Genomic DNA, 23,364 nt, shown 5'->3' on the forward strand with positions numbered 1-23,364 from the left:
TTACTAATAAATAATATCTTCTTTATAATTTATAAACACTAATTCAGGTTGCTTCATTTCTAACTTATTGATAAGAATTTTACATTGAACATATTCTTCGTAAGTCATATTCTTATCATATGAAAATGTAATTTGTGCTTTTGGATTTATAATCAAACTATCTAAAAAAGGCTTCAGGTTTTCCTTCGGAAAATCATAAGTCTTTTTTCCTTTATATTCAATTTTTCCGTTTTTCTTAAAATACAATTGGCTTACATTCTTACTAGCTTCACCTAGTTTATAATATACATCTGTAAAAGGCAAAAACGCCATATTCTTACCAATTGTATCTGCGTAAGTATAATAATTTTGAGCGTTTTCGTTTTTATGAGCAGAATCTGCTCTCTTTTTCTCTTGAAGTTTCATTACTTCAGGAATCACAATTCTTAGAGGCAAACGCTTATCAATATTAAAAAGCCAATTAGTCGAAATAATACTGTTTTTTCTATTTACTTCTGCCAAAGTGTCTTTGCCTTCTGTTCTAAAAAAGATATAAATAGGTGAATGATCTAACACCTCTTTTACAACAGATAGATTTGCTTTTGGTAGTAAAACATCTTCCTTTTTTCCACAAGAAAAAAGAACAAAAACGAAAATTAAACTTAAGTATTTCATATTTTAAATTCTATTATATTAATTCATTAGCAAAATTTTCACCACATCTATTTACAATTCAGATAGCTTAAGAAAATTAACTTATAGATAAATAACGCAAGACTATGCGAAAAAAATATTTTTCTTAAATCATCTTAGATTATCACTTCAATTCCGATTTCTATCAAAACTATGTGTCTATGTGTTAAATGCTTTTTTACGCCCCGAGCGAATCAAATTGAAGAAGTAATTGCACCAAATGAGTTAAACGGCTATCTTATTATACAAAGTAACACATTCCATTGCTTCTTTCACATCATGAACGCGCAGGATTTTTGCTCCTTTTGTCAAAGAAATAGTGTTTAATACCGTTGTTCCGTTTAATGCTTCTTGCTGGCTTGTATTTAATTCTTTGTATATCATTGATTTTCTAGAAAACCCAGCTAAAACAGGCAATTCTAACAGATTAAACAATTCCATTTTTTGCAAAACTTCATAATTCTGATCCAGTGTTTTAGAGAAACCAAAACCAGGATCTAATATGATATCGTTTATGCCTAAATTACGAGCTTGAGCTACTTTTTCTGAAAAATAAAAAAGCATATCTTTTACAATATCATCATATTCAGTAAGGCTTTGCATCGTTTGTGGTGTACCTCGCATATGCATCAAGATATACGGAACATTGTATTTGGCAATAACCTCAAACATTTTATCGTCTAGATTACCTCCAGAAATATCATTGATAATAGCAGCTCCATTTTCAATACACGCTTTTGCAACTTCACTTCTAAAAGTATCTATTGAAAGTAATGCGTCTGGAAAATGACTTAAAATCAATTTTACAACAGGAACAATTCGGTCTAATTCTTCTTCTTCCGAAACAAACTCGGCACTTGGCTTACTCGAATATGCGCCAAGATCGATAAATGTAGCCCCATCAGAAAGCATTTTTTCTACTTGAGATAGTATTGCTTGATTGCTATTGTATTTTCCACCATCAAAAAAAGAGTTTGGTGTTACATTTAAAATTCCCATTACCTTAGGAACTGACAAATCAATGAGTTGTCCTTTGCAGTTAATCAACATAGTTTTATGTTTTTTAGTCTAAAGCTTCAAGTTGCAAAACGTTTTCTAACAGATTTTAACCTGAAACAAACAAAACTTGAAACTTGAAACAAAACTTTTAAAAATTTTATCCTTATTTTTGAAGAAATTTAGACAAATATACATCAATAATGAAGAATACTCCACAAGAATACGATAATGTAATTGCGATTTGTCGTTCCCTTTTTATCAATAAAATGAAAGACTATGGTAGTGCGTGGCGCATATTAAGGTTGCCTTCATTAACAGACCAAATCTTTATAAAAGCGCAACGAATTAGAAGCTTGCAAGAAAATGAAATTCGTAAAGTTGACGAAGATGAAAAAGGAGAATTCATAGGAATCATCAACTATTCTGTAATGGCATTAATTCAATTGGAGTTAGGTGTTGCAGATCAACCTGATTTAGATGTAGAAAAAGCAACTGAATTATACGATGCTAAAGTAAAAATTACTAAAGAATTGATGCTTGCAAAAAACCATGATTACGGTGAAGCATGGCGTGATATGCGCGTAAGCTCTTTAACTGATATTATTCTTCAAAAATTACTTCGTGTTAAACAAATAGAAGATAATAAAGGAAAAACTTTAGTATCAGAAGGAATTGATGCTAATTATCAGGATATGATTAACTACGCTGTTTTTGCATTGATATTAGATCCTTTGGAAACAAAAAAATAATTCCTATTTTGTAACCTTCAAAAAAACTTAAACTTAAAACCTACATGAAAAATATAATTACACAATTCTCAAGAATATTTGTTGGAGTATTATTTATTATTTCTGGATTAATAAAACTAAATGATCCTGTTGGATTCTCTTATAAATTAGCAGAATACTTTAGCGAACCAGTTTTCAACATGCCTTTCTTAGAACCATTATCACTTGGATTAGCCTTGTTTTTAGTAATTCTAGAAGTTATTTTAGGAGTGATGTTGCTTATTGGTTACAAATCTAAAACAACAATTTGGAGCTTATTAATCCTTATAATCCTTTTTACTTTCCTTACTTTTTACTCAGCCTATTTTGATGTAGTAAAAGATTGTGGCTGTTTTGGTGATGCTTTGCATTTAACACCTTGGCAATCATTTACGAAAGATATCGTTTTACTATTCTTCATTTTAATATTATTCATTAATAAAGAATTAGTTAAGCCTTTATTCAGTAACAGAGTTCAAAATATGATTACTTACGTAAGTATCTTTTTGTGCATTTTTATGGGAATTTGGGTATTGAAACATTTACCAATAAAAGATTTCCGTCCCTATAAAGTAGGTTCAAACATCGAAAAAGGAATGGAGATTCCTGAAGGAGCACCACAATCAGTAGTTGAAATGATTTTTATTTACAATGCTAATGGTGTAAACAAAGAATATACTGAGAAAGATCTAATGAATATTCCAGAAGGAGCAACTTTTGTAGACCGTAAAGACAAAGTAATCACAGAAGGTTACGTACCTCCTATTCATGATTTCTCTATGGAAAAAGATGGTGTAGACCACAAAGACCAATTCTTAAAAGAGCCAAAACTAATGATTTTTGTTACTTATGATTTAACTCTTTCTGAGCCAGCTGGTATGGAAAAATTAGAGAAATTAAATGAAGAAGCTAAAGCAAAAGGATACAAAGTAATTGGTATGACAGCTTCGGGACAGGATGAAATTGCTGCAGCAAAAAAACAATATAAACTAAATGTTGATTTTTACTTTTGTGATGCAATTACTCTTAAAACAATCGAAAGAGCTAATCCTAGTATTGTAATCTTAAACAATGGAACTGTTGCTCAAAAAGTACATTACAATGATATTAAAGATTTAAAATTATAAAAATTTTTAAATTTTAAAGCAATAAAAACTTGCATCAATGAGCCTAAATTAGTGTTTATTGATGCATTTTTTTTATGTACATTTGAAAGTACATCTTTAAAATTAACATTATGAGCAAACCCCAAAACGTTGCGTTTATTTTATTCTTTATGCTTTTAAGCACTTTTAGTTTCGGACAATCAAAAGTAAAAGACACAACACAAGCCTATGTTTTTTTTATACATAATAAGTTTCTTGAAGAAAATGATTTAAATGCTAAACATCCTGAGTATGGAAGAGCAGAATACAATGAAATCATTAAATCGTTTAAAGATGATAATTTTATTGTTTTTAGTGAAATTAGAACCCCAAAAACTGATTTCGATAAATTCGTTAGAAAAAATGTAAAGCAAATTAATTCTTTAATAAAAAAAGGCGTTAAACCTAATAAAATAACAGTAATAGGTACTTCTAAAGGAGGTTATATCGCACAATATATTTCTACTTATTTAGCAAATCCCGACGTTAATTTTGTATTCATTGGATGTTTCACAGATGCAGATATAGAACAAATCCCTGATTTAAATTATTGTGGAAACATTTTAACAATCTATGAAAAATCAGATATTTATGGTGTTTCGGCACTAAAAAGAAAAGAAACCTCGAAGTTAAAAATCAATCATTTTAAAGAAATTGAATTAAATACAAATCTGAAACATGGCTTTTTATACAAAGCCTTAGACGATTGGATTGTACCTAGTAAAAAATGGGCAAATGGCAATTATAAATAAATACAGCAATCAAAAAATTGTAAGCCATTTAAGTGCCTTAGAAATCACCGTTGGAGCTAATTCAACTGGTGTTTTCTCTTTATAACTCATCTTGTAAAACATATTCTCACACCAAAATTTCGATTAAAATAAAGTGTTCAATAACAATTCTGAGACAGAAATCATTAAGTCCTTTTTATACATAAGCCTGACGTTTTTTTTCATTTAAAATTCTTTTTAAAACGAAAATCGAATCTGTTTTTAAAAATTATTTTAGCTCAGATGCTCCTTATTTGCCTGTAAAACCAATTCCAGCCCACAACTATTACGATTTCATTTTGCTTTTTGTAACCAAAATTGTTCAATTTGTGACAAAACAAAGACGCCTTCAAATTTTGTTAATCTCTATTTCTGTTTCGATTTGTTTGTTTAACTTTGGTAAAAAATATACATCTATGAAAAAAATAGTTCTATTGTTTATTGCTTTTGCTACGTTTTCTTGTACAAATGCACAAAAAACTGCTTTCTCTAAAGAAGCCCTATCAGAAAAATTATTAGCTACTGATAATAGTCAAGTTGCATTCAAAGACATATTAAAAAAATACAAAGGAAAAACTTTGGTAATCGAAGTTTGGGCATCTTGGTGTGGAGATTGTATCAAAGCAATGCCTAAAGTAAAAGAATTACAAGCAAACAATCCAGATGTAGCTTACTTATTCCTTTCGGCTGATAAAACAGCTGAAAAATGGAAAGCTGGAATTGAGAAACACGACATAAAAGGAGATCATTATATGATGAATGATGGAATGAAAGGTGTTTTTGGAAAAGCTATGGATCTAGATTGGATTCCTAGATACATCATTGTAGACAAAAAAGGTGAAATTGTTTTGTATCGTGCAATCGAAACCGACTTTGAAAAAATCAATCAAACGTTACAAAGCTTAAAATAATAGTATAAAATTTCAAAAAAATAAAAATAAAACAAACCGAGATGAGAAAGAAAATTGTTGCAGGAAACTGGAAAATGCATAAAAACGCAGAACAAACTGAAGATTTATTAAACGAGTTAATTGCTAAATTACCAACTGTAAGTGAGACTCAAGTAATTGTTGCTCCTACTTTTGTAAACTTAGCTTCTGCGGTTGCACATTTAGAGTTTACAACTATTGAGGTTGCTGCACAAAATGTACATCAAGCTGAAAGTGGTGCTTTTACAGGAGAAGTTTCTGCAGATATGATAAAAAGCGTTGGTGTAGACTATGTAATTCTTGGACACTCTGAGCGTAGAGCTATATTCAAAGAAACAGATGCACTTATTGCAAACAAAGTGGATACTTCATTAAAACATGAATTAACGGTTATTTTCTGTTTTGGAGAAGAATTAAAAGATCGTCAAACAGGAAACCATTTTAATATTGTTGAAAATCAATTAAAGGATGGTTTATTCCAAATAGAAAAGGAATCTTGGGCTAATGTAATCCTTGCTTACGAGCCAGTTTGGGCTATCGGAACAGGAGAAACTGCTTCACCTGAACAAGCACAAGAAATGCACGAATTTATTAGAGAAACTGTACGTAAAGCTTTTGGAAAAGAAATCGCAGAAGAAGTTTCTATTTTATACGGAGGAAGTGTAAAACCAGAAAATGCAAAAGAAATTTTCTCTAAACCAGATGTAGACGGTGGTCTTATTGGTGGAGCTGCCTTAAAAGCAGATGATTTTGCTGCTATTGTAACAGCAATCTAAAATTCCTTTATATCATACAAAATGGTTTGAGAGAGACGCGTTTAACCGCGTCTCTCTCAAACCATTTTTTTTTTCGGATTATTTACGTGATAAAATTTCATTATATTTGAGAATACAATTAATTGGAATTCAAAACAATAACCATATTCTAATTCATTTAATTGTTATTAACCTATTAAATTCAAAAAGATGAAATTTACAAGAAAAGCACATGCCAACTGGAAAGGCACCGGAATGGAAGGAAAAGGGACTATTAGTACACAGAGCACTACTTTAGATAATGCTCAACTATCATTTAAGACACGTTTTGAAAATGGTGTAGGAACAAATCCTGAAGAATTGATCGCAGCAGCTCATTCTGGCTGTTTTACGATGCAATTAAGCTTTTTACTATCAGAAGCAGGTTACACGCCAGAAGATTTGCATACAGAGGCTACTGTAACTTTTGAAGATGGCACAATAACACAGATAAATTTAGATCTTAAAGGAAAAGTTCCAAATATTTCAGAAGAGGAGTTTTCTAATACAGCTTTAAAAGCCAAAGAAATTTGTCCTATATCTAAGTTATTAAATACAAACATCACTTTAACTGTAAATCTACTTAAATAAAAAAAATCTTCCGATAAAAATAGTTTGTAGACCGAAGTATACAAAACAAAACCAGCATAATTAATTGCTGGTTTTTTATGATTCTTATCCTCAAGATTCTTCTTTTTTTCACCTCCCATAAACAAGGTTTTATTCTATTACAAATAAGTAAACAATTAACTCCTTACTTTATTTTCTACTACTTTAGCTGAGTAGAGTCACGTCAATGGCTCCCTGAACAAAAGACCTATTTAATCCTATTTGTAATAAATTAAGAAAAATAATTCTTCCATACATCTAAGCGTTTATCATATCATAATTTGTCAATTATTTTATTTACCTCACCTTCTATTAGCTTATAATCTTCACAAATTTTAAGACTACTCTCACTTGTTCTTTCCCCTCGCAAAGACTGTCCTATAAATTGTACAGAGAAACCATATTTTTCTACAAGTTTTTTTATAATTACAGGATTGTAACTATTATAACCTTTTTTTTGTCTATTATTCGTCATTACTTTATTTGTTTAAAATTACCTAACAACTACCGAAGTATCTTATATCAAAAAAGTAAATATAGTGTAATTTTCTACATAATAACAATTAATATGTAAGAATTTGATTATTTAGAAGCCATCAAGAACTACTTTAAAAGAAACTTCAAAATTTATATTTAATAATGACTTAGTTTTTTCTAATTATTCTCAAGACAATAAAAGTAAAATAACTCTTAAAAAGCAGGGATTAATAAAAAATCATTAACTAAGAAACATTATATTTATAACAACCAAAAAAAAGGAATACCAAAACTAACCATCTAAACTATTGTAATTATGGAAATCTACAAAAGAGACAAGAAAGTAAGAAGTAAAAAACTAAAAGCAAGAGTAGATTTAACTGCAATGGTAAGTGTTTCATTTTTACTGATTGCATTCTTCATGATCACAACCGAATTAGACAAACCTAAAACATTGAGTTTATGTTTACCTGAGAAAGATCCTAACTATTACAGAAATTATGGTTGTGGAGGAATACATGAAACTCGTATTATAACCATATTGCTTGATGACAATGATCAAATTGTTTCCTATTACGGTCTTTTAGAATGGCCAATAGATGGCCCTAAACAAATTAAATATGGGAAAGATGGAATTCGCAAAGAACTATACTACAAGAATAAATCTATTCTAGAATATTCCGCACAAATGGGAAGACCTAAAAACGGAGCCATTGTTATCATAAAACCCAGTAAAAAATCCAACTATAAAAATCTGGTTGATATTCTTGATGAAATGGCAATTGCCAAAATTCAGAATTATACAATTGTAAATGATTTTACACCCGAGGAATCAAAATTATTAGCATCTAGATAAAAGAGCAGTTTGTAGTTTGCAGTTCTCAGTCGCAGTTTACAGTTTACAGTCTCAGTACAGAACTTGAAACAGCATGAAAGTTGCAGTTTACAGTCGTAGTTGTCAGTCACAGTATAAAACTTTAAATACGCTTCGACTCCGCTCAGCGTGACAACATGAAACAGTCGCAGTTTTCAGGTATCAATACGAAAACCTGTGGAGTAGCAAGAACTTTTTTTGTTCGAATTCTTTTTAACCACAATATTGTCTTTCTGAGGAACGAAGAATCTCCGCAAGAAACTAACGCAAAGTATTCCGAGATTGTCGAGCTATTTAGATGCGATTACTTTGTCTATTCACTATCGCTCGGTTTTTGTTCCACAGACGGAAGTTTGAGATAAGACGAGCCTTTAGAGAATTAAGACTGGAGTAATGAATGATTCTTTTGAAGTCCTTTTTGTATTAGCCTCTTTATAATATTACTTCATTTATTTGCTATTACTCGGGTCTTCGTAGCTTAGAAGGACAAGATTGAGGAGATAATGCAAAATTCCATGAAAAAACTGTTTTATGTTAGCTACTTGTGGAGATTCTTCGTGCCTCAGAAAGACAAGATTGTGGGTAATTCAGATTCTATAAAAAAGCTGTATTGTATTAGCCCGTTTTTGGAATTACTTTGTCTATTCACTATCGTTCAGGTCTTTGTTCTTTTTTTACTCCTCCTCTCTTTTGTGTTAGCGGTTTGATGAGATTTTTGTCTCCCCACAGGTTTTCTCGTATTTATTCAGTTTTCAGTCACAGTGCCATCCTGAGCGGAGTCGAAGGACTGTCACAATACAAAACTTGAAACCTAAAACTCAAAACACACTTCGACTCAGCTCAGCATGACAACTTGAACCAAAAAAAAAGTCCCACATTGCTGTGGGACTTTCTATATATAAAAAAACTAAGAATTATTTTTTCTCTGTTTTTTCCATTTTAGCTTTTAATGCAGCTAATACATCATTGTTATCTCCTAAAGTTGCAGCTGGTGCATTTGTAGATGAGTTAGATGAAGTATTTTCAGTTGCAGTTTTCACATTTTTCTCTTCTTCTTCACGGAAGATAGCAGTATGAGAAGCAACAACTCTTTTGAATTCTTTGTTAAATTCGATTACTTTGAAATCAGCAGATTCACCTTTTTTCAATTTCTTTCCGTCTTCTTTTTCAAGGTGACGAGTAGGAATGAAAGCAACGATATCATCTCCGAATTCTACAGTAGCTCCTTTGTCAACGATTTCAGAAATTTCACCATTGTGGATAGTTCCTACAGCGAAAGATTCTTCGTATTGATCCCAAGGATTAGGAGTAGTTTGTTTGTGACCTAAAGATAATTTACGTCCTTCAACATCTAATTCTAATACAACTACATCAAGTTTCTCACCAACATTTACAAATTCAGATGGGTGTTTAATTTTCTTAGTCCAAGATAAGTCAGAGATGTAGATTAATCCATCAATTCCTTCTTCTAATTCTACGAAAATACCAAAGTTTGTAAAGTTTCTAACGATACCTGTATGTTTAGAACCTACTGGGTATTTAGAAGTAATGTCAGTCCAAGGATCTTGAGTTAATTGTTTGATACCTAATGACATTTTACGGTCATCTCTGTCAAGAGTTAAGATAACAGCTTCAACTACATCACCAACTTTTACGAAATCTTGAGCAGAACGTAAATGAGTTGACCATGACATTTCAGAAACGTGGATTAAACCTTCAACACCTTCAGCAACTTCGATAAATGCACCGTAATCAGCGATTACAACTACTTTACCTTTTACTTTATCACCAATAGTTAAATTAGCATCTAAAGCATCCCATGGGTGAGCGTTTAATTGTTTCAATCCTAATTGAATTCTTGTTTTCTCATCATCGAAATCAAGGATTACAACGTTTAATTTTTGGTCTAATTCAAGAACTTCACTTGGGTGGTTGATTCTACTCCAAGAAAGGTCAGTAATGTGAATTAATCCATCAACACCACCTAAGTCAATAAATACACCGTAAGAAGTAATGTTTTTAACAACACCTTCTAATACTTGTCCTTTTTGTAATTGACCGATGATCTCTTTTTTCTGTACTTCGATATCAGCTTCGATAAGCGCTTTATGAGATACAACAACGTTTTTGAATTCGTGGTTAATTTTTACCACTTTGAATTCCATCATTTTGTTTACATATACATCGTAGTCTCTAATTGGCTTAACGTCAATTTGAGATCCAGGTAAGAAAGCTTCGATTCCGAAAACGTCAACGATCATACCACCTTTAGTTCTGCATTTTACAAAACCATTAACGATTTCACCTGTTTCGTTTGCAGCGATAACTCTATCCCATGATTTGATAGTACGTGCTTTTCTATGAGACAATACTAATTGACCTGTTTTATCCTCACGGATGTCAATTAATACTTCTACTTTGTCACCTACTTTTAAGTTTGGGTTGTAACGGAATTCGTTTAATGAAATAACACCTTCCGATTTTGCATTGATATCAACGATAACGTCTCTATCTGTAATTCTAACAACTACACCTTCTACTACTTCTTCTTGATCTGTAGCGATGAAAGTTTTTGATACTAAGTCTTCGAATTCTTGTAAGTTTTTCTCATCTACTGCATCGATACCTTCTTCGAAGTTATGCCAGTTAAAATTTGCTAAAAACTCTTCTTGTGATTTTAATTGTTCAGACATGCTGATAAAAAATTTGTATTCTGTTTCTCTCGAGTTTCTTAAAGCGATAGAAAAAACAGAAGTTGTTTTACATAAATAGTTGATTCCTAATGGAAACTCTTCTCCACCAAAAGGTCTGCAAAATTAATACATTTATTTGTACTGACAAAATAAATCAAGATGATTATCAATCAATTGATGAAGAGCAGGAACTTTAAGGGTTCGCAAGACCTAAACTCCCGCTTTCGCCTTTATCTTTCCCTGTCCAAAAAAGCCAGAAAAAGGATATCGGATTAAATGAAATTCACTGAACTCCGATTAAAATAAAAAACTAAGTGAAGTAATCGGGGCTAAATTAGAGGCTTAGTGCTTTTTAAGATCTTTTGAGAAAGGTTCTACTAGATCTAAGTAAAGACCTACTCAGTTTCAAAAAAAAACATATTAAATCTCAATATATATATTTAATTTTACCAATTAAAAGCCTCCAATGAAATCAGAAGAAAACTCTAAACCTAGCCTACTCGCAATAGTAATAATGACTTTATTCTCCATTTCTACATTAATGATGATGTTATTTATATTTGAATTCTCAAGCAATTACAAAATAATCAAAGAACAAAATCAGTTCAAAAAAATAAAAGTAAAAATAGATTCTTCAGAAGTAATTAGATCATCAAGTGGGAAAAGTTCCTCCTCCTCTTATACGACTTATTATTATTTCGATAAAGGTTCTTCTTTAAAAATTCAAGATACTAAAGGCGCACTTTTTAGCTACAACTCCCCAAATTACGAGATACAAAAATATATGTCTAACCACATGGACTCTATAAACCTATGGCATTTAAATAAAGAAAACATAAAGTATGCTCCTGAAAATGAAACAAAAATTAATACCTCCGAAGAATCAGAAAACAATTTAAGAGTTAGTATTTATTTCCTTATTTATGTCATATTCACAACTCTAGTATTTAAATTTAACAAACAAATTTTCAAAAAAGAAGACACTAAAGAGTAGCGAAAACACCTCAAAGAAAAGATTATAAAAAAGCACACATCATAACCAAAATACAGACCTAACCCGTTTTGAAACGCGTTAGATCTAAAAGTTTTCCTTATTTTTACTTTATGGCTATGACACTCGAAGAAATAAAATTAAAAACTGATACTTTCCACAAAAATGGACAAGTTATCAATGCCGTTTATTGGCTTTTAAAAAAGTACAATTTAAAAGCTTCTAATCTTAAAGGATTTGAGTTTAGAGAAAAAGCCGAACCTAGCTTTATCCTAATGACTACCGAAGGCGACTTTGGAAAACCACAAATTATCAGGATTCCAGAAAACACTTTCGAATTCCCTCTGGAATTAATGCTATCATTAATTGCTCATGAAATAGTCCATGTAAACCAAAAGACTATAAAACCTTATGTCTTGGATAAAAACGAACGAGAATGGCAAGCTTACCATGAAATGAACTTCAATATATTATTTCCACAGCTTCCAGAAATCTCCAATTTTCATAAAAAATTCTTCGCCAACAAAGGTTTAGAATATTACAACCGAATGGGAGAAGGTTCTGAACTGCAACAAAAATATGCTGAACAGAAAAAGCAAGTAGAAGATTTGATTGCTTCGCTAGAATAAACCTTAACAATACACAGAACAAACCTAAGAAAATTCAAAAAAACCTGTTAGGTTTACTAAATTCAACTTAATAAAAAAACCCCAATAGCTTTTAAAAGCTATTGGGGTTTTGAAATTATATCTTTGTCTTAGTGACTCATATTTTCAATCTCTTTTGGATCATGTTTGTGCTTAAACAAAATAGCGAAAGCAATTGCAATAACTAATGCATAAACAGCGAATGATAGCCAGATGTGATGCCAATCTTTCATTAATATTTCACTTCCAAAAACGCCATCAGCAGAAACTGTGTTTCCATGACTATTTACAAACTCTAACATCTTAGAATTTGTAGGTTCTGTTTCTAGAAATCCAGCCAATTCTGTTGTGTTACTAAATGATTTTGTAAAGAAACGATCAATTGCCCATCCTGAAGTTAAACTTCCTAAAACAGCACCTATTCCGTTTGTCATCATCATAAATAATCCTTGTGCCGAAGAACGGATTTTAGAATCAGTATTACTTTCTACAAATAATGAACCTGAGATATTAAAGAAATCAAATGCCATTCCGTAAACAATACACGACATAATAATCATCCATAACCCATTTACAGGATCTCCAAAAGCAAATAATCCAAAACGCAATACCCAAGCAAGCATACTAATAAGCATTACTTGTTTGATACCAAAACGTTTTAAGAAAAATGGAATTGCCAAAATAAACAAGGTTTCTGAAACCTGCGAAATCGACATTATAATAGTAGAATACTGAATTACAAACGAATCTGCATATTTTGGAAAATGTTTAAACTCATCTAAGAAAACGTCTCCGTAAGCATTCGTTAATTGTAAAGCACCTCCTAAAAACATAGAAAACACAAAGAACAATGCCATTTTATAGTTTCCAAATAGCTTGAAAGCCTCTAATCCTAATGTTTCAACCAACGAAGCATCTTCTTTAGTTAAACGTTGTGGTTCACATTTTGGTAATGTAAAAGCATAAATCCCTAGAATTAATGCTCCAACTCCCCCAATGTAAAACTGATATTCATTTGATTTACTTCCGCTTAGATTAGTAATCCACATAGCAACAATAAAACCTATAGTTCCCCATACACGAATGGGTGGAAAATCTTTTACTATATTTTTATTATTTAATTTGAGCGAAGTGTACGAAATTGAATTACTCAATGCAATTGTAGGCATATAGCAACACATTGCTATAAACATCACATAAATAAAATTATCCGGAGTTGTTACTTGTGCTATTACGAATAATACAAGAGCATAAACTATATGCAAACCACCATATAACTTTTCGGCATTAATCCATCTATCCGCAATAATCCCTGTAAGAGTTGGCATAAATAAAGAAGCAATTCCCATGGTACCGAAAACTAAACCAAACTGGGTTCCTTCCCAATTTTTTGTTCCAAACCAATAATTCCCGATTGTAATAAGCCACGCTCCCCAAACAAAAAACTGAAGAAAGCTCATTATAATCAATCTGTTTTTAATTCCCATATCGATGAATTGTCTTTAAAATAAAATTAGGCGGTAAAACTACTATTTAAAATGAAATCTGCAAAGAATTAAATTGTTTTTACAACATCATTTACTAATTCCATAACTGCTACAAACTGCTCTTCCTTGTTTAAGTAAGAATTATCGATTTCTATAGCGTCATCGGCAATTACAAGTGGCGAGTCTTCACGATGTGAATCTATGTAGTCTCTTTCTACCACATTTTTTAAAACTTCCTCGTAAGTCACATTATCACCTTTTTGTTGTAGCTCATCAAAACGCCTTTGCGCACGGGTTTCTGCACTGGCTGTCATAAATATTTTAAGTTCGGCATCAGGAAAAACTACCGTTCCTATGTCTCTACCATCCATAACAATTCCTTTATTTTTTCCCATTTCTTTTTGCTGTTCTACCAATTTAGAACGCACCTGAGAAACTTCAGCAACTTTACTTACAAAACTAGAAACCTCAATTGTTCTAATTTCATTTTCTACATTTTCTCCATTCAAAAACATTTCACCAAAACCTAATGCAGCATTATACTGAAAAACTAATTGGATTGAAGGTAAGCTAGCAACAAGCTTCTCTTTATCAAAAGAATCGGCACTAATATATCCGTTTTTCATTGCATACAATGAGACTGCTCTATACATTGCCCCTGTATCTACATATACATATTGTAATTCTTTTGCTAATTCTTTGGCCAAAGTGCTTTTGCCAGTCGACGAAAACCCATCGATTGCTATTGTTATTTTTTTCAAAATAGTCTTTATTGTTTTTTATTATTTTATGTTTTTCTAGTAGTAAATATCCATAATGATATTGGACTTAGAAGTATCAATTAATTTTTCGATTCTTTTAAAAAAGTCTTCATTAATCATTGGACAACCCTGACTATTTGAGATATAATAGTCTTGCTCTTCGCAAGGAACAGCCGAATAGTGATGTAAAACTATTGCTCTTTTTGATGCATTATTATTGCTTTGATCTAAACCTAATAGTCTATATGCTTTCCCGAAAATTCCCTTATATGCTCTTTCTACTGAGTACCTACCCAACGAAGTAGCTCTTGAGTTAGGGACATTACTAAATTTCAAATTCCCTCTTATTCCAGTTTCTGAGCCTGATCCGTGTGCTACAAGCCCCTCGTCTAAAATCACATTATTTACCAAATCGTAAACAAAAAAGCGATTTTTACCTGACTTTATTTTCATGTCTAACAAAAAAGCAATTTTAGTATTGTATTTAGAATTACTACCAATCATTGTTCTTAAGTTTCTAACTTGCTCATTAAGCCTAATGATTTCATCATCATTAGCACTTTCTTGTTGAAAAGTATTTTGTGAGTGGGTAAATAAACCCGACCAAAGAAATACTATTAAATAAAATATTTTCATAAACTTAATCTTGGAAATTAATCGTCAATCCAAAAAGATTTGTATTTGCTCCTAAACTATATCTGGAGTAAGAATAATTAAACTTTAGTTTATTTAATTTTAATCCAAAACCCAGTGACATTCCCGAAAAATTACGTTGTTCTAAAATTCGTAATTCTTCACCTCTTCTAAAATTATAACCTACACGAAAATTAAATGCTCTTTTTGGAAAAAGCTCTACACCCACAATTACGTGTCGCAATGCATTATTCAAAAAAGATACTTTTTCATCGTTAGTAGTGCCATCCATATTTGTCGTGCCTCGCTCCGGATTTGAGAAAGCAAGATTCCATTGTTGTAAATTCTCTAATGTAAGATGCCATCTAATTGGCACATTTTCTAGTTCTTGCGAAACTCCTGCTATTACCTCCAATGGCAATTTTTCATGAATACCTGAATAGGTACTAAATTGAGTTCCTATATTTCGAATTACCAAAGCCCAGTTTATATCATTTTTCTCATCGATATAAATCATTCCTAAATCTAGTGCTCCACCAAAAGAATGATAAGTCTCTAAAGTCGACGAAATTAATTTAGCATTTGCACCAATATGTATATCTGTGTATGGAATATTATAAGCATAACCAAAAGAAAGTGCTGCTTCGCTTCCTGTGAAATCCGAAGTTGCCAGTCCGTTTTCGTCATATCCGTCAAAATTTCCATAATTCACATAAGTAACCCCTACCTGAAACGTTTGCAAATGCTGATCATATGTATAAGCATAAGAACCACTTCCGTAGGTTACTTCTCCATAATAACTCCCATAATTTAAAGCAAGACGATTATTCATGTCCTGATTTAAAGTTGCTGGATTAAACAAAACCTGATTCACATCATCATCATAAATCGTAATTGTCTTACCTCCTAAAGCTGCTTGCCTTGGCGAAGGCATTAAATTTAAAAACTGATAAGTATACTTACCTCCTATTTGGCCGTAGGAAACGGTACAAAAAGTAAATAAATAAAAAAATCCCAGTTTTTTCAACATACTTATATATTGCTTTTTCTTTTACTAAAACGCAGCTACGAAGATAAAATTATAATATGACAAATAACAAATTGTCTTTTTCAAAATTATAATAAAAAATTCCAAATCCTAAAACTAAATACAATCAGTTTAAGAATTTGGAATTTTACAATTACTATTGTTCAATATTGTAAATCAAAATAAAATACATTATTTCAGCTCTTTAGCATTTTTTACTTTCTGATCTGTTAAAGCCAGTGCTAGTACTTCTCCCATCTCTTTTACATAATGAAAAGTCAATCCTTCTAAGTACTCTGGCTTAATTTCGTCAATATCACTTTTATTTTCATGACATAAAATGATCTCTTTAATATTAGCTCTTTTAGCTGCTAGTATTTTTTCTTTGATTCCACCTACTGGTAAAACTTTACCACGTAAAGTAATCTCACCAGTCATTGCCATATTTTTCTTCACTTTGGTTTGCGTCAATAATGACACTAACGAAGTTAACATAGCAATACCTGCACTCGGACCATCTTTAGGAGTAGCTCCTTCTGGCACGTGAATATGTATATTGTATTTCTGGAACAATTCAGGGTTTAAACCTAATTTCTTAGCATTTGCCTTAATATATTCCAATGCAATCGTAGCCGATTCTTTCATTACAGTTCCTAAATTCCCTGTAATTGTTAAAGCTCCTTTTCCTTCAGATATTAATGATTCTATAAAAAGAATATCACCACCAACACTTGTCCAAGCAAGTCCTGTAACTACACCAGCAACATCATTAGTTTCGTATTTATCACGTTCTAATCTTGGTACACCCAAAATGTTAACAACATCTTCGTCTGTTACTTTTTTATTATACTCTTCTTCCATTGCTACCGATTTGGCCGCATTACGAATTACTTGAGCAATTTTATTTTCAAGATTACGAACACCAGATTCTCTAGTGTATCCTTCAACAATTTTTTCTAATTGTTTCTTGCCAATAGTTAAGTCTTTTGTAGTTAAACCATGAGCCAAAAGTTGTTTTGGAAACAAATGCTTGCGTGCTATTTCTACTTTTTCTTCTATTGTATATCCAGACATTTTAATTACTTCCATTCTGTCTTTTAATGCTGGTTGAATAGCCGACATATTATTAGAAGTAGCAATAAACATTACTTTTGACAAGTCATACCCCATTTCTAGGAAGTTATCATAAAAAGCACTGTTTTGTTCTGGATCTAAAACTTCTAACAAAGCAGATGATGGATCACCACTATTACTACTTGAAAGTTTATCAATTTCATCTAAAACAAATACTGGATTAGAAGTTCCAGCTTTTTTCAAGCTTTGGATAATTCTACCTGGCATTGCTCCGATGTATGTTTTTCTATGACCACGAATCTCCGCTTCGTCACGTAAACCACCAAGTGAAATACGTACATATTCTCTACCTAAAGCTTCGGCAACAGATCTACCTATCGAAGTTTTACCAACTCCTGGAGGTCCTGTTAAACATAAAATTGGTGATTTCATATCATTTCGCAATTTTAAAACTGCCAAATGTTCAATCATTCTTTTCTTTACTTCTTCTAAACCAAAATGATCTCTGTCTAATACTTTTTGAGCTTGTTTTAAATCAAAATTATCTTTAGAGAATGTTCCCCATGGTAATTCTAAAAATAACTCTAAGTAATTTCTTTGAATTCCAAAATCAGGAGATTGCGGATTCATTCTACGCATTTTAGACAGCTCTTTCTCAAAATGTTTTTGCGTTTTTTCATCCCAAACTTTCTCTTTGGCTTTCTGGCTCATTTCGTCCATTTCTTCCTCCTGCGAAACGCCTCCCAATTCTTCTTGAATGGTTTTCATTTGCTGATGCAAGAAATATTCACGTTGTTGCTGATCTAAATCGAAACGAACTTTAGACTGAATGTCGTTTTTTAATTCTAATTTTTGCAACTCAACGTTCATGTAACGCAAGGTTTCAAACGCACGTTCTTTTAAGCCATTTATCGATAATAAATCTTGTTTCTCTTTTACCGATAAATTCATATTCGATGAAACAAAATTGATTAAAAACGATTGACTTTCAATGTTTTTAATTGCAAATGTAGCTTCCGAAGGAATATTTGGACTTTCTTTAATGATTTGAATTGCTAATTCTTTTATCGAATCTACAATAGCATTAAACTCTGTATCGTTTTTCTCCGGACGCGTTTCCTCAACCTCTTTCACATTTGCAGTAATATAAGGCTCTTCTGAAATTACTTCTGAAATTTCAAAACGCTTTTTACCTTGCAAAATAACAGTAATATTTCCGTCAGGCATTTTTAGTACACGAAGAATTCTCGCAACTGTTCCTACCTTATTGATATCGTCTTTTGATGGGTCTTCGTCTTCTTCGTTTATCTGAGAAACTACACCAATGATTTTATCACCAGCATTTGCATCGTTTATAAGTTTTATAGATTTATCTCTTCCTGCTGAAATAGGAATAACAACTCCTGGAAATAATACAGTGTTGCGTAAAGGCAAAATTGGTAACGAAAAAGGTAATTCTTCGTTATTCATTTCTTCCTCGTCCTCGGGAGTTAATAATGGTATTAAATCGGCTTCAGAATCAAACTCCTGAAGTGACAAATTGTCAATAGTAAGTATTTTATGATTTGACATAGTATAATATAAGTCGTTTTGTCATTAAAAAATAAATTCATCTTACAAATTATAAGATAAGCCAGCTGGGTTTTAAGTAAAACCACTACAGCCCCCCTATTTATTTGCACAACAATAAAAATAGACAATCATTGTGCCAAAACAGAGGTAAATAAGAATTTTGATTTATAAATAAATCTTAATCATTGTTAAATTATACGATTTTAAATTAATTTATAGTCCTAAAAAAAACAAGGCTGTTTTTTTGTTCTCACTTTCGGACACTATAATTATTTCAAGGTGTAAGTAAGCAATTCTGTAGTACTATCTTTAGTTGCTATTTTTATAATACCAATATTTTTTGAAACCCAATAATCTATAGACGATGTATAAGCTGTAGCTTCGCCAATTTCTTGCACTACTACTATTGTTTGCTGCACAATTCTAAATTTAATCACATCCTTATACTTTACTCCCTTAACTGTTAAAGAGATTCCTTTTTCTAGAATTGTACCTGTATAATCTACTGATGTATCTACAGTTGGAATTTGTAATGAATTATATGTTGTTTTATAAGTATAACGGCCAGTCCATGATTTATTTGGTTCTAAATAATCTTTTAAGAAAAGGGACTCATATGCGGTAGTTTCTCCTTTAATGTTACCTTGTTCAAAATGGAACTTATCCATTTTAATATAATAATCTCCTTTTTCTTTCCGCAAAGAATAAGACGATGTACTCATAATCCCTTCACTTTCTCCTACAAATTCATCAAATTTATAATAGATCTGACCATTTACATTTTCTGAAGAAATAATTTTCATTGAAGATTCTTTTCCATTAAAACTCGATATCCATTGATTTCCTATGGCAGTTGGCCAATAATCTCCTGTAAGACTCTTGCTCTCCGCTTCCTCTACAGAATCGCTTTGGCAAGAAGTGACAAGAAAAAATGAAAAAAAGAACGGTAGAGTAAAAACATTTTTTAAATCTTTCATAAATAGTAATTCGTTTGAAATTCAACCCCAAAAATAATGTGAAAAATTCTATTTAAGCACTATTTTTTAATCAACTTTTTCTTAACGCTATTTTTTAAATTAAATCTTTGTAACCAATCCCCTCTAATCGCTACTAACATAGCTGTGAACAACTTATATTTTTTTATTTAAAAATCAAAATAATTAATATTATTAACCTTTTGAGGGTTCAAAAACCACATGGCCTGATAAATATTTGTACTGATTTTCTTAATTAACACATCCGAATCAATCTTATCAGTGTTCAATTTATATTAGTTTCATTTTAAAAAGCAATAATAACTAAAGAGTTTCCTAATTTTATTTTAGCAAAAAAAATAAAAAAGTGTAACAAACCAAAAAAAGCAAAGTCATTACTAAAAACCATTAGAAGCTACTTGAATATAACTAACCAAAATATCGAAGAATTAATAACATTGTGCAAACAGAAGAATCAAAAGGCACAATTTGAAGTGTACAACAGATACTGTAAAGCTATGTATAATGTTGCGTATCGGATTGTTAAAGACGAACACTATGCTCAAGATGTTATGCAAGAAGGTTTTCTTAAAGCGTTTACCAAAATTGATGACTACAAGCAGGAAGTCGCTTTTGGCGCTTGGTTAAAGAAAATCGTAGTAAATTATAGTATCGATTTTTACAAAAAGAACAACAAATTTCAAGTAGAAGATCTTAGTAAAACACTATACCAAATTGAAGAAAATGATAGTTTCTTCCTTGAAAATATAGATTTAGACTCCCTTAAAGTAAAACATGTAATGGATGCTATTCTAGATTTGAAAGACAACTATCGAATGGTTTTGACCTTATTTTATATTGAAGGGTACGATCAAGAAGAAATAAGTGAAATACTAGACATTAGCTACTCCAATTGTAGAACTACATTGAACAGGGCTAAAAATAGTTTACGGAAAAAATTAGAAGACAACGAAATTACTTCTAAAAAAAACCTTGCATAAACAACCATCAATAAATGAAAAGAAGGAGATACTCGAGAACTCCTCTAAAATAAAATTCAGATACATGAAAAAGAAAAATGATGAATTAGGCCAATTATTTGAAAAATTTGAAAATCAATGGGACATTCAGGAAATGAAACCCCAACATGAAGTAGATTTTTTAAGTAAGTTAAACAAAGTAAAACCTAAAAAGAATTACATGATTACCTATGCTATTGCTGCTTCAATAGCACTTATGCTTGGAGTTTGTGTTTTTTTTAATTTAAATGATAAACCAAAAGAATTAAAATTTGCATCGCAAGAAACCAAAAGAACCGATTCTATTTTTAGCGTTTTAATTTCGAATGAATTAGAAAAACTTCATGACAAAAAATCTCCTGAAAATGAACAAATTATTGGTGACGCTCTTAAGCAAATGAAAACAATGGACAATGATTATGCAAAAATCATTACCGAACTACAAAAAAATGGCGAAAACAAACAAATTATTTACGCCATGATTAGCAATTTACAAACTCGTATTTCATTCTTACAAAATGTATTGAACCGTATCGATGAAAATGAAAAATTTAAAAATAGCACTCATGAAAAAACACTATAACATACTTATTCTATTATTCATACTTCCATTTCTTGGCTTTGCAAATGACGATGCCTATATCTCAAAACAAAAAGTTGTCAAAAAAACGTATATCGTTAACTCCGACGCAGGAATAGACATAGGCAACAAATACGGAAACATCTCTGTAACAACATGGAATGAGGATAAAATTGATATTGAAGTAAACATAAAAGTTTCTGGCAACAATGAAGACTGGGTAAATGAAAAATTAAACAGTATTGACATTACTATTACAGCATTAAAATCAATGGTTAGTGCTAGCACCAACATCGGAAAATCATCATTAAAAAGTGGAGGAAGCAGTAATAGCTTTGAGATTAATTACACCATCAAAATACCAAAAAACGGAACTGTAAAACTTAATAATAGATACGGAAATATTACCACCGGAGATTTAGCAGCAACAGCTGATATCTTTTGTAAATATGGTAAAATCAACCTTGGCAGACTAAATGGAGATGCAAACACGGTTCATATCGAATATTGTAAAAACTCAAATATAGAATACATCAAAGACGGAAATATCGAAGCTCGTTATTCTAATTTAAAAATTAATGATGCTGGCAAAATTAGCCTAAATACTAGCTATACCGATATCACTATGGGTGAATCTCAAATTCTAAAATACGCTTGCAACTATGGAACTTTTAAGTTTCAAAAAGCAGGTTCTGTTTCCGGAGCAGGAAATTATTTAAATGTTTCTATTGATGAGATTCTGAATAACTTAAATGTTAGTCTTAATTATGGTAACTTAACAATAGGCACTATAAACCAAAATGCAAATAACTTAACTGTTAACGCTCGCTATTCTGATGTATCAATGAAATACGACAGCAACTATGCATTTGATTTTGACATTTCGACAAGATATTCTGGAATAAAAACAGATTCTTCAATGCAGATTGCTATCAATGAAGAAAAAAGCAACTCCAAAAAAGTTAGTGGTTTTTATAAGAAAAAAAATCAAAACAAAGTTGTACTAACCTCAAACTACGGAAACATCACATTAGTTAAAAAACAATAACCATAAAATCAATCAAAAAATGAAAAAATCAATTCAATTACTCGTTTGTAGCGCATTCTTTTTAACAACAATTGCCCATGCACAATGGTCTAATGAACGCATAAAAGGAAATGGAAAAATGGAAACTAAAACTCGATCAACTGCCGATTATGACGCAATAAAAGTCATGGGATCCTTTGATGTCGATTTAGTTTCTGGAAAAGAGGGTGCAATTATAGTAAAAGCCGAAGAAAATTTACAGCCTTATATTAAAGTTGAAGTTGAGGGCAATGTCCTTAAAATATTCACTGAAAAAAATAAAAATATCAGTGCTAGCATGGGCAAAAAAATTCAGATAACCATTCCTTTCGAAAAAATATCTAATGTTTCTCTTACTGGCTCTGGTGACGTAACAGCTAAGAACGCTATTAAATCAGATATCTTCACGGCAACACTATCAGGTTCTGGTAACTTAAATTTAGATGTTGATTCGGATACTTTTAATTTTACAATAAGTGGTTCTGGAGATGCTATTTTAAAAGGAAATACTGAAAATTTTAAAAGCAAAATATCCGGTTCTGGTGATGTTGATGCAACCTCATTAAAAGCAAAAAATGTAGATTTTACTATTTCTGGATCAGGCGACAGCAAAATCTTTTGTAGTGATAGCCTAAAAGCAAGAGTATCTGGTTCTGGTGATATAAAATACAAGGGAGATCCTAAAACAAGAGACGTCAAAGTAACTGGCTCAGGAAGCATTTCAAAAGCATAAAGATTTCAAAGACATCCATTCTTAAATAAAATATCCCTTCACCACAACTAAATTTTAAACTGTGATGAAGG

Annotated in this window: 23 protein-coding genes; 13 read left to right on the forward strand and 10 right to left on the reverse strand. The window is 31.3% G+C overall.

Annotated elements, in window-relative coordinates; translation table 11 throughout:
- Positions 1–3: 3 nt before the first annotated feature.
- Together QWY99_RS12210 and folP are read right to left on the reverse strand one after the other, a co-directional pair.
- Positions 4–654 carry a hypothetical protein gene (locus QWY99_RS12210; RefSeq protein WP_290265657.1) on the reverse strand — a complete coding sequence of 217 codons (651 nt, stop codon included), beginning with the start codon at positions 652–654 and terminating at the stop codon, positions 4–6.
- A gap of 243 nt (positions 655–897) precedes the next feature.
- Positions 898–1,722 carry a dihydropteroate synthase gene (gene folP, locus QWY99_RS12215; RefSeq protein ID WP_290265660.1) on the reverse strand — a complete coding sequence of 275 codons (825 nt, stop codon included), beginning with the start codon at positions 1,720–1,722 and terminating at the stop codon, positions 898–900.
- Between the two features lie 149 nt (positions 1,723–1,871).
- Between folP and QWY99_RS12220 the strand changes: the two genes are divergently transcribed.
- The 6 genes from QWY99_RS12220 to QWY99_RS12245 all read left to right on the forward strand — a co-directional run bounded on the left by QWY99_RS12220 (position 1,872) and on the right by QWY99_RS12245 (position 6,667).
- Positions 1,872–2,420: a DUF1599 domain-containing protein gene (locus QWY99_RS12220; RefSeq protein WP_230728627.1), complete on the forward strand. Its 549-nt coding sequence runs from the start codon at positions 1,872–1,874 to the stop codon at positions 2,418–2,420.
- Between the two features lie 44 nt (positions 2,421–2,464).
- Positions 2,465–3,565, forward strand: a complete 1,101-nt coding sequence (locus QWY99_RS12225) for a BT_3928 family protein (protein WP_290265666.1) — start codon at positions 2,465–2,467, stop codon at positions 3,563–3,565.
- Between the two features lie 110 nt (positions 3,566–3,675).
- Entirely contained in the window at positions 3,676–4,335 is a 660-nt protein-coding gene (locus tag QWY99_RS12230; protein WP_290265667.1) for a YqiA/YcfP family alpha/beta fold hydrolase, read from the forward strand.
- Positions 4,336–4,769: 434 nt separating this feature from the next.
- Positions 4,770–5,264 (forward strand): TlpA family protein disulfide reductase, encoded by a 495-nt coding sequence (locus QWY99_RS12235; protein ID WP_290265670.1) that lies wholly within the window; start codon positions 4,770–4,772, stop codon positions 5,262–5,264.
- Between the two features lie 41 nt (positions 5,265–5,305).
- On the forward strand, positions 5,306–6,058 hold the full coding sequence (tpiA, locus tag QWY99_RS12240) for a triose-phosphate isomerase (protein WP_290265673.1): 753 nt from the start codon (positions 5,306–5,308) through the stop codon (positions 6,056–6,058).
- Between the two features lie 189 nt (positions 6,059–6,247).
- Positions 6,248–6,667, forward strand: coding sequence for an OsmC family protein (locus QWY99_RS12245; protein ID WP_290265676.1), 420 nt, complete (start codon positions 6,248–6,250; stop codon positions 6,665–6,667).
- 292 nt (positions 6,668–6,959) lie between these two features.
- Here QWY99_RS12245 and QWY99_RS12250 read toward each other — a convergent pair whose 3' ends face one another.
- The gene (locus QWY99_RS12250; RefSeq protein ID WP_290265677.1) at positions 6,960–7,160 is read right to left on the reverse strand and encodes a hypothetical protein; all 201 of its coding nucleotides are present in this window, start codon (positions 7,158–7,160) and stop codon (positions 6,960–6,962) included.
- A gap of 318 nt (positions 7,161–7,478) precedes the next feature.
- Here QWY99_RS12250 and QWY99_RS12255 point away from each other — a divergent pair, with 318 nt between their 5' ends.
- Entirely contained in the window at positions 7,479–8,018 is a 540-nt protein-coding gene (locus QWY99_RS12255) for an ExbD/TolR family protein (protein ID WP_290265680.1), read from the forward strand.
- A gap of 932 nt (positions 8,019–8,950) precedes the next feature.
- Here the strand turns inward: QWY99_RS12255 and rpsA are convergent.
- Entirely contained in the window at positions 8,951–10,729 is a 1,779-nt protein-coding gene (gene rpsA / locus QWY99_RS12260; RefSeq protein ID WP_290265683.1) for a 30S ribosomal protein S1, read from the reverse strand.
- A 466-nt stretch (positions 10,730–11,195) separates the two neighbouring features.
- Here rpsA and QWY99_RS12265 point away from each other — a divergent pair, with 466 nt between their 5' ends.
- Positions 11,196–11,723, forward strand: a complete 528-nt coding sequence (locus QWY99_RS12265; RefSeq protein WP_290265685.1) for a hypothetical protein — start codon at positions 11,196–11,198, stop codon at positions 11,721–11,723.
- Positions 11,724–11,833: 110 nt separating this feature from the next.
- Positions 11,834–12,349 (forward strand): hypothetical protein, encoded by a 516-nt coding sequence (locus tag QWY99_RS12270; protein WP_353960583.1) that lies wholly within the window; start codon positions 11,834–11,836, stop codon positions 12,347–12,349.
- Positions 12,350–12,477: 128 nt separating this feature from the next.
- On the opposite strand, the gene QWY99_RS12275 is transcribed toward QWY99_RS12270, so the two are convergent.
- The 6 genes from QWY99_RS12275 to QWY99_RS12300 all read right to left on the reverse strand — a co-directional run bounded on the left by QWY99_RS12275 (position 12,478) and on the right by QWY99_RS12300 (position 19,898).
- Positions 12,478–13,854, reverse strand: a complete 1,377-nt coding sequence (locus QWY99_RS12275; protein ID WP_290265687.1) for a nucleoside permease — start codon at positions 13,852–13,854, stop codon at positions 12,478–12,480.
- A 68-nt stretch (positions 13,855–13,922) separates the two neighbouring features.
- Positions 13,923–14,615, reverse strand: a complete 693-nt coding sequence (gene cmk, locus QWY99_RS12280; RefSeq protein WP_290265690.1) for a (d)CMP kinase — start codon at positions 14,613–14,615, stop codon at positions 13,923–13,925.
- Positions 14,616–14,651: 36 nt separating this feature from the next.
- A complete protein-coding gene (locus tag QWY99_RS12285; RefSeq protein WP_290265692.1) occupies positions 14,652–15,251 on the reverse strand; it encodes a murein L,D-transpeptidase catalytic domain-containing protein in 600 nt (199 codons plus the stop codon).
- 4 nt (positions 15,252–15,255) lie between these two features.
- Positions 15,256–16,278, reverse strand: a complete 1,023-nt coding sequence (porQ, locus tag QWY99_RS12290; protein ID WP_290265694.1) for a type IX secretion system protein PorQ — start codon at positions 16,276–16,278, stop codon at positions 15,256–15,258.
- 189 nt (positions 16,279–16,467) lie between these two features.
- The gene (lon, locus tag QWY99_RS12295) at positions 16,468–18,921 is read right to left on the reverse strand and encodes an endopeptidase La (protein WP_290265696.1); all 2,454 of its coding nucleotides are present in this window, start codon (positions 18,919–18,921) and stop codon (positions 16,468–16,470) included.
- 269 nt (positions 18,922–19,190) lie between these two features.
- A complete protein-coding gene (locus tag QWY99_RS12300; protein ID WP_290265698.1) occupies positions 19,191–19,898 on the reverse strand; it encodes a hypothetical protein in 708 nt (235 codons plus the stop codon).
- A gap of 416 nt (positions 19,899–20,314) precedes the next feature.
- On the opposite strand from QWY99_RS12300, the gene QWY99_RS12305 reads away from it, so the two are divergent.
- The 4 genes from QWY99_RS12305 (at position 20,315) to QWY99_RS12320 (ending at position 23,293) form a co-directional block, all read left to right on the forward strand.
- The gene (locus QWY99_RS12305; RefSeq protein WP_290265700.1) at positions 20,315–20,896 is read left to right on the forward strand and encodes an RNA polymerase sigma factor; all 582 of its coding nucleotides are present in this window, start codon (positions 20,315–20,317) and stop codon (positions 20,894–20,896) included.
- A gap of 64 nt (positions 20,897–20,960) precedes the next feature.
- Complete coding sequence (locus QWY99_RS12310; RefSeq protein ID WP_290265703.1) at positions 20,961–21,497, forward strand: anti-sigma factor; 537 nt, start codon at positions 20,961–20,963, stop codon at positions 21,495–21,497.
- A complete protein-coding gene (locus tag QWY99_RS12315) occupies positions 21,481–22,542 on the forward strand; it encodes a hypothetical protein (RefSeq protein ID WP_290265704.1) in 1,062 nt (353 codons plus the stop codon). The genes QWY99_RS12310 and QWY99_RS12315 overlap by 17 nt, the downstream gene beginning before the upstream one ends.
- 19 nt (positions 22,543–22,561) lie before the next feature.
- Entirely contained in the window at positions 22,562–23,293 is a 732-nt protein-coding gene (locus QWY99_RS12320; protein ID WP_290265706.1) for a head GIN domain-containing protein, read from the forward strand.
- Positions 23,294–23,364: the final 71 nt, after the last annotated feature.

It is taken from the genome of Flavobacterium branchiarum (assembly GCF_030409845.1).
GTDB lineage: Bacteria > Bacteroidota > Bacteroidia > Flavobacteriales > Flavobacteriaceae > Flavobacterium > Flavobacterium branchiarum.

Bases quoted from the DNA above. Each gene is read 5' to 3' on its own strand.
- QWY99_RS12285 (WP_290265692.1), bottom strand. From the start codon at position 15,251: ATGAAAATATTTTATTTAATAGTATTTCTTTGGTCGGGTTTATTTACC.
- rpsA (WP_290265683.1), bottom strand. From the start codon at position 10,729: ATGTCTGAACAATTAAAATCACAAGAAGAGTTTTTAGCAAATTTTAAC.
- QWY99_RS12310 (WP_290265703.1), top strand. From the start codon at position 20,961: ATGAAAAAGAAAAATGATGAATTAGGCCAATTATTTGAAAAATTTGAA.
- QWY99_RS12230 (WP_290265667.1), top strand. From the start codon at position 3,676: ATGAGCAAACCCCAAAACGTTGCGTTTATTTTATTCTTTATGCTTTTA.
- QWY99_RS12255 (WP_290265680.1), top strand. From the start codon at position 7,479: ATGGAAATCTACAAAAGAGACAAGAAAGTAAGAAGTAAAAAACTAAAA.
- QWY99_RS12270 (WP_353960583.1), top strand. From the start codon at position 11,834: ATGGCTATGACACTCGAAGAAATAAAATTAAAAACTGATACTTTCCAC.
- QWY99_RS12245 (WP_290265676.1), top strand. From the start codon at position 6,248: ATGAAATTTACAAGAAAAGCACATGCCAACTGGAAAGGCACCGGAATG.
- QWY99_RS12265 (WP_290265685.1), top strand. From the start codon at position 11,196: ATGAAATCAGAAGAAAACTCTAAACCTAGCCTACTCGCAATAGTAATA.
- lon (WP_290265696.1), bottom strand. From the start codon at position 18,921: ATGTCAAATCATAAAATACTTACTATTGACAATTTGTCACTTCAGGAG.
- QWY99_RS12220 (WP_230728627.1), top strand. From the start codon at position 1,872: ATGAAGAATACTCCACAAGAATACGATAATGTAATTGCGATTTGTCGT.
- QWY99_RS12225 (WP_290265666.1), top strand. From the start codon at position 2,465: ATGAAAAATATAATTACACAATTCTCAAGAATATTTGTTGGAGTATTA.
- folP (WP_290265660.1), bottom strand. From the start codon at position 1,722: ATGTTGATTAACTGCAAAGGACAACTCATTGATTTGTCAGTTCCTAAG.
- tpiA (WP_290265673.1), top strand. From the start codon at position 5,306: ATGAGAAAGAAAATTGTTGCAGGAAACTGGAAAATGCATAAAAACGCA.
- QWY99_RS12235 (WP_290265670.1), top strand. From the start codon at position 4,770: ATGAAAAAAATAGTTCTATTGTTTATTGCTTTTGCTACGTTTTCTTGT.
- QWY99_RS12275 (WP_290265687.1), bottom strand. From the start codon at position 13,854: ATGGGAATTAAAAACAGATTGATTATAATGAGCTTTCTTCAGTTTTTT.
- QWY99_RS12250 (WP_290265677.1), bottom strand. From the start codon at position 7,160: ATGACGAATAATAGACAAAAAAAAGGTTATAATAGTTACAATCCTGTA.
- QWY99_RS12210 (WP_290265657.1), bottom strand. From the start codon at position 654: ATGAAATACTTAAGTTTAATTTTCGTTTTTGTTCTTTTTTCTTGTGGA.
- QWY99_RS12300 (WP_290265698.1), bottom strand. From the start codon at position 19,898: ATGAAAGATTTAAAAAATGTTTTTACTCTACCGTTCTTTTTTTCATTT.
- QWY99_RS12320 (WP_290265706.1), top strand. From the start codon at position 22,562: ATGAAAAAATCAATTCAATTACTCGTTTGTAGCGCATTCTTTTTAACA.
- porQ (WP_290265694.1), bottom strand. From the start codon at position 16,278: ATGTTGAAAAAACTGGGATTTTTTTATTTATTTACTTTTTGTACCGTT.
- QWY99_RS12315 (WP_290265704.1), top strand. From the start codon at position 21,481: ATGAAAAAACACTATAACATACTTATTCTATTATTCATACTTCCATTT.